Origin of the sequence: Desulfovibrio sp. ZJ746 (assembly GCF_011039155.1) — a bacterium.
GTDB lineage: Bacteria > Desulfobacterota > Desulfovibrionia > Desulfovibrionales > Desulfovibrionaceae > Desulfovibrio.
The window spans coordinates 142,689-158,214 of the sequence record NZ_JAAKEK010000006.1 but is presented as its reverse complement, the minus strand read 5'-3'; the positions used below and the strand labels follow the sequence as shown (position 1 = coordinate 158,214).

Below are 15,526 nucleotides of genomic sequence, written 5' to 3'. Positions count from 1 at the left end.
AGCATGATGGACGACACGCCGCCCGCCGGAGCGGACTTTCGGGAAAATACCGTCACCGTGCTCCTCCAGCCGGAGGAGCGTCGCCTCACCCTGCGCCGGCCCAAGACGGCGCGGCAACTGCTGGAGGCGCTCGGCCTCATGGAAGAGACCGCCCTGGTGGTGCGCGGTGGCGAACTGCTCACGCCCGACCGCCGCGTCTGGCCCGGGGACGAGCTTCTGGTGCGGGTGGTGACCTCCGCGGGCTAGGGGAGCATCCGTTTTTTCAGGCAAAATGGCAGCGCGCGCGCCAGTCCGGCGCGAGCTCTTTCCACGGCGGCGGCGTTGCGCGGCAGATGGCCTCCGCGCGCGGACAGCGCGGATGAAAGCGGCACCCCGCGGGCGGCGAAAGCGGGCTCGGCGGCTCGCCGCGCAGGGGCGGGGGCAGGTCGTCGAGGCCCCGGCCGCGCGCCCAGTCCCGCTCGCCGGCGGGCATGGCCGCGAGCAAGGCCTGGCTGTAGGGATGCGCGGGCCCGGCGAAGAGGCGTTCGGCGCTGGCCTCCTCCACGATCTGCCCCAGATACATCACAAGGATGCGCCGGCACATGAAGCCCACCACCGCGAGGTCGTGGGAAATGAAGAGATAGGCCGGGCGGAAGCGCTCCTGCGCGTCGCGCAGCAGGTTGAGGATCTGCGCCTGCACCGAGGCGTCGAGCGCTGAGACCGGCTCGTCGCACACGATGATGTCCGGCCGGGTGACGAGGGCGCGCGCAAGCGCGATGCGCTGGCGCTGGCCGCCCGAAAAGGCGTGCGGATAGCGCTCCCCGGCGCCGGCGAGGCCCACGGCCGCCAGGGCCTCCTCGGCGCGGGCGCGGCGTTCAGGCCGGGGCACGCCGGCCGCGGCCAGGGGCTCGGCCACCGAGGCGCGCACCTTAAGGCGCGGGTTGAGGGACGAGGCCGGGTCCTGAAAGACCATCTGGAGACGCCCGGCGCTCCAGCTCCCGGCGCCGGCCTGAGGCAGGGGACGGCCCTCCAGCAGGACCTCGCCCGCATCGGGCCTGAGCAGCCCGCAGGTGAGCCGCCCGAGGGTGGACTTGCCGCAGCCGGATTCCCCCACGAGGCCGAGGCTCTCGCCGCCCGCGAGCGTGAAGCTCACGCCGTCCACGGCGCGCAGGCTGCGCGTTTCGCCAAAAAGGCCCCGGCGCACGGCAAAGGAGCGGGCCACGTCCCGCACCTCCAGAAGGGGCGTGTCGGCGCCCGATCGGAGCCCGGGCGCGCTCACGCGAGCCTGTCCTCTTCCCGGGCGCTGACCCCGGCCGAAGCCATGGTCGCCATGTCGTTGCAGATGGCGGACGCGCTCTTCACCAGCGGCCAGGCCAGCGCCGCCCCCGTGCCTTCGCCGAGGCGCAGGCCGAGCGCAAGCAGTGGCTCCCCCCAGTCCAGGGTGCCCGCATGGGGGGCGGCCCGTCCCGCCATGCGGCGGATGGCGCCCGCATAGCCGGGCTCCGCCGAAACATGGGTCAGGATGGCATAGCCCGCGAAGTCCGGCGCCATGGCGAGCGCCGCCGCGCAGGCAGAGGTGCTGATGAAGCCGTCCACGAGCACGGCCATGCCCTGCGCCGCGGCGCCGAGCATGGCGCCGCACATGACGGCGATCTCGAAGCCGCCGAGCGCGGCCAAGGTCTCCACGGGGCCCTGCGCCACGGCATCGGCATTGACGCTGAGCGCCTGCGCCACGAGACGCGCCTTGCGCGCCACCATGGGCGGTTCGGCGCCCGCGCCGGGGCCGGCCACGGCTTCGGGCGAGAGGCCGAGCAGCGCGCAATAAAGCGCCGTGGCGGCCGTGGAATTGGCGATGCCCATCTCGCCCAGGCCCAGCGTGCGGAAGCCCTCGGCATGGGCGTCTTTCGCAAGGGCGAAGCCCGCGCGCAAGGCCGCTTCGCAGGCCGCGAGGCTCATGGCCGGCCCCGCGCTCAGATCGGCGGTGCCGTCGCCCTGGCGCCGGTCAAGCAACAGGGGATGCGCCGGGAAGGGGCCGCCCGCGCAGCCCGCGTCCACCACGCGCAGGGAAAGGCCGTTGGCGGCGCAGAGCACGTTGATGGCCGCGCCCCCGGCGAGGAAATTGGCGACCATCTGGCGGGTCACGGTCTGGGGAAAGGGCGAGACGCCCTGGGCGGCGATGCCGTGGTCGCCGGCCACGGTGAGCATGAGGGCCGGCCCTACGTCAAGCGGGCGGCGCCCCCGCGCCATGGCCCAGAGCCGGGCCGCCAGTGTTTCGAGGCGCCCGAGGCTGCCCATGGGCTTGGTGAGGCTGTCCAGCCACGCGCGCGCGGCCTCGAGATCCGCGGGGGCCACGGGCCGGATGCGTTCGCCGGGGAAGAGCCGGGAGAACGCATCCGCAGCCGTGCCGCCGCCTTGGGAGAGAGTGTCATTCATGGCGCGACAGTATCCGTTCAGGCGAGCGAGGGCAAGCGCGGATGCCCTGCCTGCCCTCCGGGAGCCGCGCCCGCGCCCCCAGCCTGCGCCCTTGCTTGCGCCCCTACTTCCGCCCTTACTTCCGCAGGATCCTGAGGCCGTTGGCCACCACCACGAGCGAGGCGCCCACGTCCGCGAAGACCGCCATCCACATGGTCGCCATGCCGGCGAAGGTCAGGGTGAAGAACACGGCCTTGATGCCGAGCGCGAAGGCGATGTTCTCCACAAGGATGGCGTGGGTCGCGCGCGAAAGGCGAATGAAGCGCGGCACCTTGCGCAGGTCGTCGTCCATGAGGGCCACGTCCGCGGTCTCGATGGCCGTGTCCGTGCCGCCGGCCGCCATGGCGAAGCCGATATTTGCCTTGGCGAGCGCGGGCGCATCGTTGATGCCGTCGCCCACCATGCCCACATGCGCGCCCGTGCGCTCCAGTTCCTCCACGATGGCGAGCTTGTCCTGCGGGAGCAGCCCGGCGCGGTATTCGTCCACGCCCGCGGCCTTCGCCATGGCCCTGGCCGTGGCCTCGGTGTCGCCGGTGAGGAGGAGGGTGCGCACGCCGAGGGCCTTGAGCTCGGCCACGGCCTCCACGCTGGTCTCGCGCAGGCCGTCGGCCACGGCGAACAGGGCTTCGGCGCGTGCGGCCTCGGGCTTTGCAAGCTCCGCCGAGGCCAGCACCACCGTGGTCTTGCCGCCGGCCTCCAGGGCGCCCATGCGTTCCCTGAGGGCCGGCCCTCCCGCGCCGAGGCGCTCCATGAGTCGGTAATTGCCGAGATACCAGCGCCGGCCCGCGCCGCTTCCTGCCACGCCCTCGCCGGGCAGGGCCTCCACGGCGTCCATGTCGAGCAGGGCGCGATCCTTGCCCGCGGCCGCCACCGCCCGCGACACCGGGTGGTCGGAGCGGGCCGCGAGGCTCGCCGCCATGCGGGCGATCTCGTCGCGCCGGCCCTCCTCGGCGAGGAGAACGAAGTCCGTCTGCACAGGCTCGCCGCGGGTGAGGGTGCCGGTCTTGTCGAGGGCGAGGCGGTCGAGCAGGCGCCCCTGCTCCAGATAGGCGCCGCCCTTGATGAGGATGCCCTTGCGCGCGGCCGCGGCCATGCCGGAGACCACGGTCACGGGCGTGGAGATGACGAGCGCGCAGGGGCAGCCGATGACGAGCAGCACGAGCGCCATGTAGACCGAGCCGGCCCACGCCGCGCCGAAGAAGAGCGGCGGCACGAGGGCCGTCACCACGGCCAGCGCGAAGACCGCGGGCGTGTACCAGCGCGCGAAGCTGTCCACGAAGCGCTGCATGGGCGCGCGCGTGGCCTGGGCCTCCTCCACGGCGTGGATGATGCGCGCGAGCGTGGTGTCGCGGGCGGCCGCGGTGACGGTGAACTCGAAGGCCCCGGTCTCGTTGATGGTGCCGGCATAGACCGTGTCGCCGACGGCCTTCTCAACAGGGATGCTCTCGCCGGTGATGGGCGCCTGGTTGACCGTGGAGCGGCCCTCCACCACCTCGCCGTCCAGGGCCACGCGCTCGCCGGGGCGCACACGCACGCGGCTCCCCACGGCCACATCGGCGGCGGGCACTTCCAGCCACGCGCCGTCCGGCTGGAGCACGGTGGCCGTGGCCGGCGCCAGCGCCAGAAGGTCGCTCACGGCGTTGCGCGCGCGGTCGAGGGCGCGGGCCTCCAGCGCTTCGGAGAGGTTGAAGAGCGCCATGACCATGGCCGCCTCGGGGAATTGCCCGATGCAGAAGGCGCCGGTGACGGCCACGGCCATGAGGGCGTTGATATTGAGGTTGCGGTTGATGAGCGCGAGCCAGCCCTTGCGGAAGGTGCCGAGCCCCGCGAGCAGGATGGCCGCCAGCGAGAGCGCCGCGGCCGCCCATTCCGCCCCGTTTTGCATCGCGGCGGGGAAGTGCCCCCATTCCGCGCCAAGTTCCACGGCTTCGGCCAGCGCGGCGAGCCCGGTGGCCCAGCAGATGCGCCGCCACGGGAGCGCCTGCGGGGCGGCCGGCGCCGCGTCCGGCTGCGCCGGGGCCATGTCGATGGCAAGGAGCGCTTCCTCGATGCGGGAGGCCGCGAGACCGGGCTCGTGGTCCACGGTGAGCAGGCGCTGCATGAGGTTGAACCCGAGCCCGGTCACGCCGGGGAGGGTGCCGAGCTTGTTGCGGATGAGCGCCTCCTCCATGGGGCAGTCCATGTTGGGGATGCGGTAGACCGCGCGCGTGGCCGTGGACGCGGGCACGGGGGTGGTGAAGGCGGCCCGGGCCTCGTGGCTGTGGTCGCAGTGGCAATGGGCGTGCCCGTCGTGGTCGTGGGCGGCGTGAGTATGCTCGTGGCCCTCGTGGCCGTGGAGCTCGTGATGGTCGTGGCAGCACTGGCATTGGGACATGGGTTTTCTCCTTAGGCCGGGCGTTTCAGCGGCTCCGGCGTACATCCATGTCAACCATAAGTGCTATAGCGGCTATAGAGTCAAGGGGCGTGAGCGCACCTTGAAAAAATTTTTTGCGCGGCGCTGGCTCATAGCAAGGACAGCGGCTCCTCGCTGCGGCGCACATGCCGGGTGAGGGTGCTCTCGCGGCAGAAAGCGCGGATATGCTCCAGAAAGGGCGACGGCTCAAGGGCGAGCTGGCGCCCGTAGAGGTTGCGGGCCGCGGCAAAGCTCGCAAAGATGCCGCGGGCGGCGCGCGTCAGGCCCACATAGAGCAGGCGGCGTTCCTCGGCCAAGGCGCCCTCGGAGGGTGTTTCGGGCGAAGGGCCGAAGAGCAGCTCGCGCCGGAGCGGCAAGAGGCCGTTTTCGAGGCCGGGCAGAAAGACCGCCTGGAATTCCAGCCCCTTGGAGGCATGCAGGGTGAGGACGCGCACGCGTTCCGCCCTGGCGCCCACGAGTTCGGCCTCGTGCAGCCACGCAAGGCGCTCGAAGAAGGCGTCCCAAGTGCCGCACTGGGCCCAGAGGCGGCAGAGCCGCCGCCAGGGCTCGCTCAGGCGCAGGGCGTAGGCCTCGCCGGCAGTGGCCGGTGCGTCCTCGCCGGCGGGGCAAGCCCGCGCGAGGAGTTCCTGCGGGGGAGCGAGGGCTTGCCCCGTCTCGCGGGCTTCGCGCCAGCGCTCTTCGGTGGCCGCGAGAAAGCGGCCGCAGAGATCGTCGCGCCAGAATTCCTCGGCGGCCGGCGCCGCGCAGGGCACGCCGGCCGCTTCCAGCGCGGCCATGAGCGGCGGGATCTGCGCCTTGAGGCGTACGAGCACGGCGATGTCGCCCGGCGCGAGGCTGCCGTCGAGCCCGCCGGGCGCGGGCTGTGCGGCGTCAAGCAGGCTGTGCGAGGTGGCGCCGATGAGCGCCCGCGCGCGTTGCGCCACCCAGCGGGCCTCTGCGCGGGCATCCGGCGCGGCGAAGAGCCTGAGCTCGGCCCCGAGGGGCCGGGCGGCGGTGAGCGGCCCGCAGCGGCCCTTGTCCGCCAGCAGGGCGCGGGCCGTGTCGAGCACCTTCTGGCTTGCGCGGTAGCTCTGCCCGAGCCTGAGCACGCGCAACCCCGGCCAGAAGCGGGCAAGGCTTTCCGCGCTCTGGCCGGGGGCGCCGCGGAAGCCGTAGATGGCCTGGTCGGGGTCGCCGATGCCGAAAAAGCCGCGGCCGTCCCCGGGCAGGAGCCCGCGCAGCGCGCCGAGCTGCACCGGGGAGAGGTCCTGCGCCTCGTCCACGAGGATATGCTTCCAGCGGCCGCGCAGGGCCGGGGCGTTGTCGAGCAGCCAGTCGATAAGGTCGCCGTAGTCGAGCAGGCCCTGCGCCTTCTTGCGGGCCGCATAGCGGGCGGCGGCTTCGGCCAGTTCGCTCGCGGGCTTTTCGTCGCGTTCGCGCGCGAGGGCCAGCGCGTCCCAGTATTGGCGCGCCCGCGCCCGTGTGAGCCCGGCATTGGCCGTGGCGAAGACGCGCAGGGCCGCGTCCTCGCCGAGGAGTACGGGGAGCGCTGCCTGCGCCTCCCCGGCGGCTTCACGAATGAGCCGCCAGGCGAGGCCGTGCAGGGTGTCGCAGGCCGGGAGCGTGGCGCCCGGCGTCTTTCGCGCGGCGAGGCGCTCGCGCATCTCGCCGGCTGCCCGGCGGGTGAAGGTGAGCGCCAAAATCTCCCCCGGGGGCGTGCCTGCCTCGAGCAGCCGCTCCACGCGGCCCACGAGGATGCGCGTCTTGCCCGCGCCCGGCCCCGCGGCCACGAAGACCGGGCCTTCATCCCCGGCATCTGTCCCCGCGCTGAGCGCGGCCAGTTGCTCCGGGGAATAGCTGATGCCGCCCGGCGCCGCTTGCTTCCCGCGCGCCCGCGCAAGCGGCGCGGCGGCCTTGGCAGGGGCCGCGGGCCTGGGCGCCTTGAGCCCCGGGAGGCGCCGCCGCCCTCGGCCGCCACCCGTGGTGTCGAGCTCCCCGGGGCGGAACAGGCGCACCGTGCCGTACTGGCCGTCGAAGCCGGCCTCGCGGATCACCTCGCCCGCGCGCATGCGGGCCACGGCCTCGCCCAGGGGCTCCCACCAGGCGCGCACTTCCGCCTCGGGCAGGCGGCAGAGGATGTCGAGCTCGGGCCCGAGCTCGGTGAGGGCCCGGCCATAGCGCTCGCGTACCTTGCGCGAGGCCCCGCCCACGCCCAGGATCTCGCCGATCACTTCCGCGAGCGGCACCAGCGGCAGCACCCCGGGCTCGCGCGCGAGGGCCGGCGGCGTCGCCCGGTCCGCGAGCTCGAGCACGCGGTGGAGCACGCCGATGGTCAGCGGCCGCCCGCAGACCGGGCAGATGTCGCCAAGCTCCCGCGCCTCGGCGGGCTCGAGCACCACGCCGCAGGCCCGGTGGCCGTCGAGGTGGTACTTGCCCTCCTCGGGGTAGAATTCCATGGTGCCGAGGAAGCGGCAGTCGAGGCCGTCCTGCGGCTCGCGCCGCGCCGTGGCCCGAAGCGCGGCGAACATGCCCGCATAGGAGGGTCGCCCCTCGAAGAGGTTGGCCTCGCGCCCGAGATTGGCGCCGGAATGCGCGTCGGAATTGGAAATGAGCGCATAGCCGTCGAGCTGGCTCAAGAGGCGGTTCATGGCCGGGTCGGACGAGAGGCCCGTCTCGAGGGCGAAAATATGCTCCGTGAGGTCGCCGAAGCAGTCCTCGGGGCGGTCGAAGCCGGACTTGGAGCCGAAAAGCGCGAACCACGGCGTCCACACATGGGCCGGGATGAGCACGCCGCCGGGCACGCATTCCAGCAGGATCTCGAGCAGGTCGCGCGAGTCGAGGCCGAGGATGGGGCGCCCGTCCGAATGGAGGTTGCCGATGAGGGCGAGGCGTTCCGAGAGGCGGTCGGCATCTTCCAGCGTGGGCACGAAGACGAGATTGTGCACTTTGCGCACCTGGCCGCCGCGCTTGTAGATGGAGCTGATCTCGGCCTGGAGGCAGAAGCGCGGGCCGGCCCCGTGTTCCGTGGCCGCGGGTCGGGCGGGCTTGCTCCCCCCCAGGGCCTCCAGCGCCTCGGGCTCGCCCTTGAGGCGGTAGAGGCCGCTTTCCGCCTCGGGCACGAGCTGTTCGCGCAGCTCGGCGCGCCACTGGGGGTGGGTGAAGTCGCCCGTGCCGAGCACGTCGATGCCCTTGCAGGCCGCCCAGGCCGCGAGGTGCGGCACGGTGAGCGCCGTGCTGGTGGCGCGGGAAAAGCGGGAATGGATGTGCAGGTCGGCGATGAAGCTCATAAGGCGTCTCCGTGGGGCGGCGGGCCGGATGCGGCGGGATCGTGCGCGAGCCAGGGGCAGAAGCCGAGCGCCGCGTGCGTCCACGAGGAGCCCGAAGTCGCGCCCCTGCGGTGGAGCGTGAGCGGCGAACACAGGACGGGCTCGGCCGAGGCCCCTTTCAGGGCGAGCAAAAGCAGGCGGTGCGCGGCCTCCCCGCTGTGCGGCCTGAGCGGCAGGACACGGCGCAGGCCCAGGCGCGCGCCCTCAAGGGCGGCGCAGATGCGTGTGAGCGCCACTGCCGGCACGATGCAGCAAAAGGCGCCCCTGTGGCGCAAGAGGCGCAGGCCCGCCGCGCAAAAAATGGGGAAGGCGTCGCCCCCGGGCATGCATTCTGCCCGCAGGGCCGTCTCGCGCAGGCCCGAGGGCGAAGGGCGCCCGCCGCCCGCAAGGCCCCAGGGCGGATTGGCGAGCACTATGTCCTGTGGTGCCGCATCTGGCAGCGGCGCCGCCACATCGACCTCAGCAAAGCGGACGCGCCCGGAAAGGCCCAGCGCCTCGGCATTGGCGCGCGCCGCCTCCACAAGAACGGGCTCGCGCTCGAGCCCCAGGCACATGGCGTGGGGAAGTTGCAAGGCCACGCCCAGCAGGGCCGCGCCGCAGCCCGTGCCGAGCTCGGCCACGGCGCATTCCCGCTCCACGCCGCGCCGTTCGCGCAGGATTCGCGCGGCAAAGGCCGCCAGCAGCAAAGCCTCCAGCCCGAAGCGGTAGGCGCCCCGCGGCTGCGCGAGCCCGCGCGGGTAGTGCGGGGCTTCCGTCACAGGAGGGCGCCGTTCCAGTTGAACAGGCCCTCGCGGCGAAGCTCCGGCAGGCCCTGCGGCGGCGCCTCCTCCATGCGCGCGAAGAAGCTGTAGCCAGCGTCCCGCATCTCGTGGCGCTGCCCGGAAAGGTCCAGCGGCCACGCCGGATAGATCCACAGCGTGCCGCCGTAGCGCCTTGTCCAGAACACTTCGCCCTTGGGGCTCATGAAGGGTTCGTTGGGCTTGAGCGCCGCCTGCCCGAAGCGGGAGATCCCCACGGGCCAGAAGCCGGAGATGACGGCCCCCAGCGGGAGCGGGCTCTGCGCGGGCAGCGCCAGGGCGTCGTCCCGCGAAAGCTCCGGGCTCACGAAGGCGCCGGCGAAGCCCTGGCCCGCCAGCACGGCGAGGGCCGCGGCATTGGCGATATTGCAGAAGGGCCCGGCCAGAAGGTCGGCATCCTCCGGGAGCCTCTCGGGAAAAAAGGCCCGCTGCCACGGGGAGTTGCAGACAAAGTGCCGCGCGCCCTCGCGCCAGAGGCGCTCGATCATGCGGGCGAGCGCGGCCTCCTCCTCGGGCCAGACCACGGGCGGCAGCCACCACGCCGTGCGGCCAACGAGCGTGCGCGAAAGCTCGGCCGTGCGCGGCGAGAGCCAGAGCGCGGGCACGGTCCGGCGCCCGGGAGCGCTTCCGCCGGCGCGGCTGTTTTCGCCCTTCCCCCGGCCTGCCCCGGAAGTGAGCAGCATGTCCGGCCGCGGGCGCGGGCGCGCCGGCTTCGGCAGGCGCGGGCCCCCCGCCGGCGGGGCCGTATCCTGCGCGGGAGGCTCCTTCAGGGCGTCAAGGCGCTTGCGCCATTCGCCGAGCAGGCGCTGGAGCTCGGGTTCGCGGCGGTCGATGAGGTAGACCGGCGTACCGGCCTTCGGCGTGGCGTGCTTTGCGAGCTTGAGGCGCAGGGTGCCCGCCTTGGGCACGCGCCGCGTCACGGGGAGCGTGGCGTGCCAGCGCTCGTCCTCCACGCCCACGCGCAAATAATCGCCGGCCAAAAGCTCGAGATGCGGCTTGAGCTCGCAGCCGCCCTCGGGTGTGATGCGGACCTTGCCGGCGAGCAGGCCCGAGCTCGTCTGTTTGTCCGGGCTGGCGGCCTCCTCCGGCGATTGCGGCAAAAAGCGCGCCTTCACCCCGGGGCGCCCCAGGGCCAGTTCGAGGATGTTCTGGGCCGTCTTCCGCGCCGCAGGGTCGCCGGGATGGTCGCGCAACAGGCGGTAGGCCGTCACCGTATGAAAGACGTAGTGCGGCCCCTTCTTCCGGCCCTCGATCTTCCACGAGGCAAGGTGCGGCACATCGAGCAGGGTCTTGACCAGCGGCCCGAGCTCGAGGTCGCGGCAGGAGAAGAAGCGGCCCGACTTGCCGCCGGCCTTGGCGTGGGTCGGGCGCGCTTCCCCTGAAGGCGCGGGACGGCTGTTTCCGGCGCCCTTGCGGCGCGGGGCGTCCTTGCCCCGCGGGCGGGCGCCCTGGCGCGCGACCTCGCTGTAGACGCGGCGGCAGGGCTGCACGCAGCGACCGCGCAGGCCGCTCTTGCCCCCCATGTAGCTCGACCAGTAGCAGCGCCCGGACACGCAATAGCAGAGCGCCCCCTGCACGAAGAGCTCAAGGTCGAGCCCCTCGGGGCACGCGGCGCCCATGGCGCGGATCTCGTCGATGGAGAGCTCGCGCGGCAGGATGACCCGGCTCGCGCCGAGGCGCTTCGCCTCCTCAAGGGCCAGCGGGTGGGTCACATTGGCGAGCGTGGAGAGCGCGAGGCCGCCCGTGAAGCCGGCCTGGCGGGCGATGTCGATGAGGCCCGGGTCCTGGAGGATGAGGCCGTCCGGCTCAACGCGCCGGGCGAGGCGCGCCACGAGCCGCCAGGCCGCGCCGGTCTCGCCGGGCTTGATGAGGGTGTTCATGGCCACATAGACGCGGCGGCCCTCCTCGTGGGCGAGGTCGGTGAGGCGAGTAAGCTCGCCTACGCCGAAATTCTCGGCCTCCATGCGCGCGGAAAAATGCTTGAGGCCCACATAAACGGCGTCGGCGCCGGCGGCGAGCGCCGCCAGGAAAGAGGGCGTGTCGCCGGCCGGGGCGAGGATCTCGGGGCGCGCCGGCGTGTCGGGCGTGGCCGCGCTCATGCGCCGTAATACTCCCTGTACCAGTCCACGAAGCGGCCGATGCCCACGGCGAGCGGCGTGGCCGGCGTGAAGCCCGTGACGCGGGCGAGGTCGTCCACGTCCGCCCAGGTGGATTCCACGTCGCCGGGCTGCATGGGCAAAAGCTCGCGGACGGCCTTCTTGCCGAGGGCCTTTTCCAGCGTGTCGATGAAAGTGCCAAGCTCCACGGTGTCGTGATTGCCGATATTGTAGATGCGCCACGGCGCGGAGCTCGCGGCCGGGCTGGGCGCGGCCGCGTCGAAGGCCGGGTCGGGCGCGGCGGGGATGGGCAGAAGGCGCGCCATGCCCTCCACGATGTCGTCGATATAGGTGAAGTCGCGGCGCATGCGGCCCTCGTTGAAGACCTTGATGGGCTCGCCCTTCAGGATGGCCGTGGTGAAGAGGTGGAGCGCCATGTCCGGCCGGCCCCAGGGCCCGTAGACCGTGAAGAAGCGCAGGCCCGTGGCGGGGATGCCGAACAGGTGGCTGTAGGCGTGGGCCATGAGCTCGTCGCTCTTCTTGGTGGCCGCGTAGAGGCTCACGGGGTGGTCGACGTTGTGCCGCGTGGAATAGGGCATGGCGGCGTTGAGCCCGTAGACCGAGGAGGACGAGGCGAAGACGAGGTGCTCCACGCCGTTCTGGCGGCAGCCCTCGAGCACATGGCCGAAGCCCACGAGGTTGGAGCTGATATAGGAGGCCGGATCCTTCAGGCTGTAGCGCACGCCGGCCTGCGCCGCCAGGTTGACCACATGCGTGAAGCGCTCGGCCGCGAACAGGCGCGCCATGCCGTCCCCGTCGGCGAGGTCGAGGCGCTCGAAGCGGAAGGCCGCGCTCTGGGGGAGCCTGGCCAGCTCCTTGAGGCGCGCTTCCTTGAGGGCCACATCGTAATAGGCGTTCAGGTTGTCGATGCCCACCACGGTGTGCCCGTCGGCGAGCAGCCTTTTGGCGAGGTGGTAGCCGATGAAGCCGGCGGCGCCGGTGACGAGGACGTGCATAAGTTCTCCTTTGGGCTGGCAGCCGGGAGAGTATGCCAGATAGGGGCGCGGGGCAAGCGGCCGGCGCCCGGCCCTGCGGGGATCGGGGCGGCCTGCGCGGCCGGGGCGCGGGCCCGCTTCCCTTTTGCGGCGCCCGGGGCTATAGTCCCCTGACTTTGCTGGCGGAAAGGCGGCAGGGGCCGCATGACCTCCGGCAAAGCCAAGCAAGAAGGAGACCGATACCGCCATGAGCGAGAACCTGACCGTCGCCGTTGTCGGCGCCACCGGCGCCGTGGGCCGTGAAATGCTCAAGACCCTCCATGACCGGGCCTTCCCGGCAACCCGTGTGCGCGCCTTCGCCTCGGCGCGCTCGGCCGGCAGCCGCGTGCCCTTTGGCGACGAGGAGCTTGTGGTGGAAGAGCTGAAGGAGGACTCCTTCGAGGGCATCAACCTCGCCCTCTTTTCCGCTGGCGGTTCCACTTCCGAAAAGTTCGCGCCGCTGGCCGCGCACGCCGGCTGCGTGGTGGTGGACAATTCCTCGGCCTGGCGCATGGACCCGCGCTGCCCCTTGGTGGTGCCCGAGGTCAACCCCGACGCGCTCGAGAACCACGAGGGCATCATCGCCAACCCCAACTGCTCCACCATCCAGATGGTGGTGGTGCTGAAGCCCATCCACGACGCCGTGGGCGTCACGCGCGTGGTGGTCTCCACCTACCAGGCCGTGTCCGGCACGGGCCAGAAGGGCATCGAGGAGCTGGAGCGGCAGGTGCGCGACCTCTTCAACGGCCGCGACCCGGAAAGCAAGGTCTATCCCTACCGCATCGCGTTCAACGCGCTGCCGCACATCGATGTCTTTCTGGACAACGACTACACCAAGGAAGAGATGAAGATGGTCAACGAGACCGTCAAGATCATGGAGGACCCGTCCATCAGGGTGACGGCCACCTGCGTGCGCGTGCCCGTGTTCTACTGCCACGGCGAGGCCGTCAATGTGGAGACGAAGAAAAAGATGACCCCCAAGGAGGCGCGCATCCTGCTCTCGCAGGCGCCGGGCGTGCGCGTGTTCGACAATCCGCGCGAGTTGCTCTATCCCATGCAGGCCGATGCCATCGGCGAGGATGATGTCTTCGTGGGCCGCATCCGCGAGGACGAATCCGTGGAAAAGGGCCTCAACATGTGGATCGTGGCCGACAACGTGCGCAAGGGCGCGGCGCTCAACGCCGTGCAGATCGCCGAGGAGCTGGTGCGGCGCGACCTCGTGCGCGTGCCCGACAGGGACGTGTTCATCGCGTAAGCGTCGGAGGAGCGGGATGGAAGCGTCCGACCGCGAGGAGTACCTGGAGGCCCTGCTCGCCGCGCCGAGGCCGGGCGCGGAAAAGGTGCTCGCCTTCTATGACTGGCGCGTGGGCCGCATCTCAACGGACGGTCGCCTGCTCTTCGTGCCGCTGGACGACCACCTCTGTCACCGGGGCGACGGCCTTTTCGAGAGCATCTGCTGCCGCGGGCGCCGCGTTTTCGCCCTCGAAGCGCACCTGGCGCGCCTGCGCGAGGGCGCGGCCGCGCTTGCCATCACGCCGCCCTGTTCGTGGGAGGAGCTGCGCGAGCGCATCCTCGACGTGGCCCGGGCCGGCGGGCGCGACCATTGCGACGTGCGCGTCTTCCTCTCCCGGGGGCCGGGCGGCTTCGGCATCTCGCCCGCCGAGTGCCCGGTGGCCGGGCTCTACATCGTGGCGCTCGCCTCGCGCCTCCCCACGGAGGAGTATTACCTGAAGGGGCTTACGGCCTTCACGAGCGCCATCCCGCCCAAGCAGGAATATCTCGCGCGCATCAAGAACACCAACTATCTGCCCAATGTCTTCATGGCGGCCGAGGCGCGGGAGAAGGGCATGGACGTGGCCGTGACCTTTGACGAGGAGGGCCACATGGGCGAGGCGGCCATCGCCAACATCGGCATCGTGGACGCCGAAGGGCGCCTGCGCAGCCCGGAGATACGGCGCATCCTGCCCGGAACGACGCTCCTCGCAGCGCTCAGGCTGGCGGCGGAGCGCATGCCCGTGGTGGAAGGCCCCATCCACCGGGACGAGATCGCCCGCGCGCGGGAGATGCTGCTCTTCACGAGCGCCACGCTCTGCGTGGCCGTGACCCACTTTGACGGGCGCCCGGTGGGCGAGGGCGAGACCCGCGGCCGGCCCGGGCCCGTGGCCCTGTGGCTCAAGGACGCCCTGCTCGCGCACATGCTCGCCACCGGGACGCCCTATTAGCAAAGCCGTCCTGTGAACCCGCGCGCATGCCGCGCCCCGGGGAACGTGATGCACATTCTTCTCATGGCGCTCCAGCAGGAGGGGGACGGCTCCGGCGCCCCTCTGGGAACTCCCGCGCAGCTCGCGCGCGTGGAGGCCGAACAGGCGCTCGCCATGGCGGAAGGCCTCAGGGAGGACGGCCGCTTCACGCCGCTCCTTGTCTGCCGGCGGGGGGCGTGGCTGCATCAGCGCGCGGAGGAGCGGGGCCTGTCCTTGCTCGCCGTGGGCGGCGCGGGTGATGTGGCGGGCCTTGTACGCCTCTGGCGCTGGCAGCGGCGGTGCGACTTCCTCATCATCCAGACCGTGGGCGAAGAGGCCCTGGGCCTTTCGCGCCGCGTGCTCGGCATGCGCAAAAAGGGGAGCGCCCACCTCGCGCATGCCTTTTTCGTGCGGCCGCCAGCGCCTGAAACTGCCCGGGGGCGCGCCATGCGCGCGGCAAGCCGCGTCTTCTGCGGCTCGGAGCATGTGCGCGCGCGCCTCCATGAACTCTGGGCCGGCATGCCCGAAAAGCGCCGCCCGGACGCCCTGCTCGACCTGCTCGGCCCGGGCCTCCCGCTGGCGGAGTATGTGCCCGCGCCGGAAACAGGGCGCCATGTCTTCGGCATGGGCGAGAGCCTTGGGCCCGATTCCGGCGCCCTCGCCGTGGTGCGGGCCATGGCCGCGCTCTGGCAGCGGGAAGACCTGCCCCCGTGGGAAGTGCGCATGTTCGGCGCGGGCCCGCGCTTTGCGGAGATACTGCATGAGGCCGAAAGCCTCGGCGTGGCCGGCCGGCTCTCCATCCTCGGCGGGCAGCCGCCGGAAGTGCTCGGCCAGTGCTCGGCGTGGCTCGCGCCCGGCACCTCGCCCGAGGAAGTGCCGCAGACCCTCTGGGCCGGCATAGCGCTCGGCGTGCCCCTCATCTGCGCGCTGAGTCCCCTGCACCGCGAGCGCCTTGCCGGGGCGCCCCCGCATGCGGCGGTGCGCATCCGCGAAAGCGACCCCCAGGCTCTGGCGCGGGCCATGATCGCGGTCATGCGCGACGAGCGCCTCCGGGCGCGCCTGCGCGGGGCCGGCGAGAGCCTGCGCCCGGGCATCGGCCTCGAGGCCATGGCGGGGCGCTTTCTCGCCTTCTGCGGCGAAGTGGCGGCGGGGTTGGAGGGCACGCTCGGGGAGTGAGAGGGACGGCGTTT

11 protein-coding genes are annotated in these 15,526 nt (G+C 72.2%); 4 read left to right on the top strand and 7 right to left on the bottom strand.

Annotated elements, in window-relative coordinates; all coding sequences use genetic code 11:
- Window positions 1-3: 3 nt before the first annotated feature.
- Window positions 4-246 carry a hypothetical protein gene (locus tag G7Y54_RS10280; RefSeq protein ID WP_241159456.1) on the top strand — a complete coding sequence of 81 codons (243 nt, stop codon included), beginning with the start codon at window positions 4-6 and terminating at the stop codon, window positions 244-246.
- Between the two features lie 16 nt (window positions 247-262).
- Here G7Y54_RS10280 and G7Y54_RS10275 read toward each other — a convergent pair whose 3' ends face one another.
- The 7 genes from G7Y54_RS10275 to G7Y54_RS10245 all read right to left on the bottom strand — a co-directional run bounded on the left by G7Y54_RS10275 (window position 263) and on the right by G7Y54_RS10245 (window position 12,078).
- Window positions 263-1,258 carry an ABC transporter ATP-binding protein gene (locus G7Y54_RS10275; protein WP_165079223.1) on the bottom strand — a complete coding sequence of 332 codons (996 nt, stop codon included), beginning with the start codon at window positions 1,256-1,258 and terminating at the stop codon, window positions 263-265.
- Window positions 1,255-2,412 (bottom strand): nicotinate-nucleotide--dimethylbenzimidazole phosphoribosyltransferase, encoded by a 1,158-nt coding sequence (cobT, locus tag G7Y54_RS10270; RefSeq protein WP_165079222.1) that lies wholly within the window; start codon window positions 2,410-2,412, stop codon window positions 1,255-1,257. Before cobT ends, G7Y54_RS10275 begins: the two co-directional genes overlap by 4 nt.
- A 115-nt stretch (window positions 2,413-2,527) precedes the next feature.
- The gene (locus tag G7Y54_RS10265; protein ID WP_241159458.1) at window positions 2,528-4,633 is read right to left on the bottom strand and encodes a heavy metal translocating P-type ATPase; all 2,106 of its coding nucleotides are present in this window, start codon (window positions 4,631-4,633) and stop codon (window positions 2,528-2,530) included.
- 320 nt (window positions 4,634-4,953) lie between these two features.
- On the bottom strand, window positions 4,954-8,130 hold the full coding sequence (locus G7Y54_RS10260; protein ID WP_165079220.1) for a UvrD-helicase domain-containing protein: 3,177 nt from the start codon (window positions 8,128-8,130) through the stop codon (window positions 4,954-4,956).
- Complete coding sequence (locus tag G7Y54_RS10255; RefSeq protein ID WP_165079219.1) at window positions 8,127-8,927, bottom strand: methyltransferase domain-containing protein; 801 nt, start codon at window positions 8,925-8,927, stop codon at window positions 8,127-8,129. Before G7Y54_RS10255 ends, G7Y54_RS10260 begins: the two co-directional genes overlap by 4 nt.
- Window positions 8,924-11,065, bottom strand: a complete 2,142-nt coding sequence (locus G7Y54_RS10250) for a peptidase U32 family protein (RefSeq protein ID WP_165079218.1) — start codon at window positions 11,063-11,065, stop codon at window positions 8,924-8,926. Before G7Y54_RS10250 ends, G7Y54_RS10255 begins: the two co-directional genes overlap by 4 nt.
- Entirely contained in the window at window positions 11,062-12,078 is a 1,017-nt protein-coding gene (locus G7Y54_RS10245) for an NAD-dependent epimerase (protein ID WP_165079217.1), read from the bottom strand. Before G7Y54_RS10245 ends, G7Y54_RS10250 begins: the two co-directional genes overlap by 4 nt.
- Window positions 12,079-12,304: 226 nt before the next feature.
- On the opposite strand from G7Y54_RS10245, the gene G7Y54_RS10240 reads away from it, so the two are divergent.
- The 3 genes from G7Y54_RS10240 to G7Y54_RS10230 are packed head-to-tail and all read left to right on the top strand — an operon-like array spanning window position 12,305 to window position 15,512.
- Window positions 12,305-13,351: an aspartate-semialdehyde dehydrogenase gene (locus G7Y54_RS10240; RefSeq protein ID WP_165079216.1), complete on the top strand. Its 1,047-nt coding sequence runs from the start codon at window positions 12,305-12,307 to the stop codon at window positions 13,349-13,351.
- A 16-nt stretch (window positions 13,352-13,367) separates the two neighbouring features.
- Complete coding sequence (locus G7Y54_RS10235) at window positions 13,368-14,318, top strand: aminotransferase class IV (protein ID WP_165079215.1); 951 nt, start codon at window positions 13,368-13,370, stop codon at window positions 14,316-14,318.
- Between the two features lie 48 nt (window positions 14,319-14,366).
- Entirely contained in the window at window positions 14,367-15,512 is a 1,146-nt protein-coding gene (locus G7Y54_RS10230) for a glycosyltransferase (protein ID WP_165079214.1), read from the top strand.
- The last annotated feature ends 14 nt before the right edge of the window (window positions 15,513-15,526 follow it).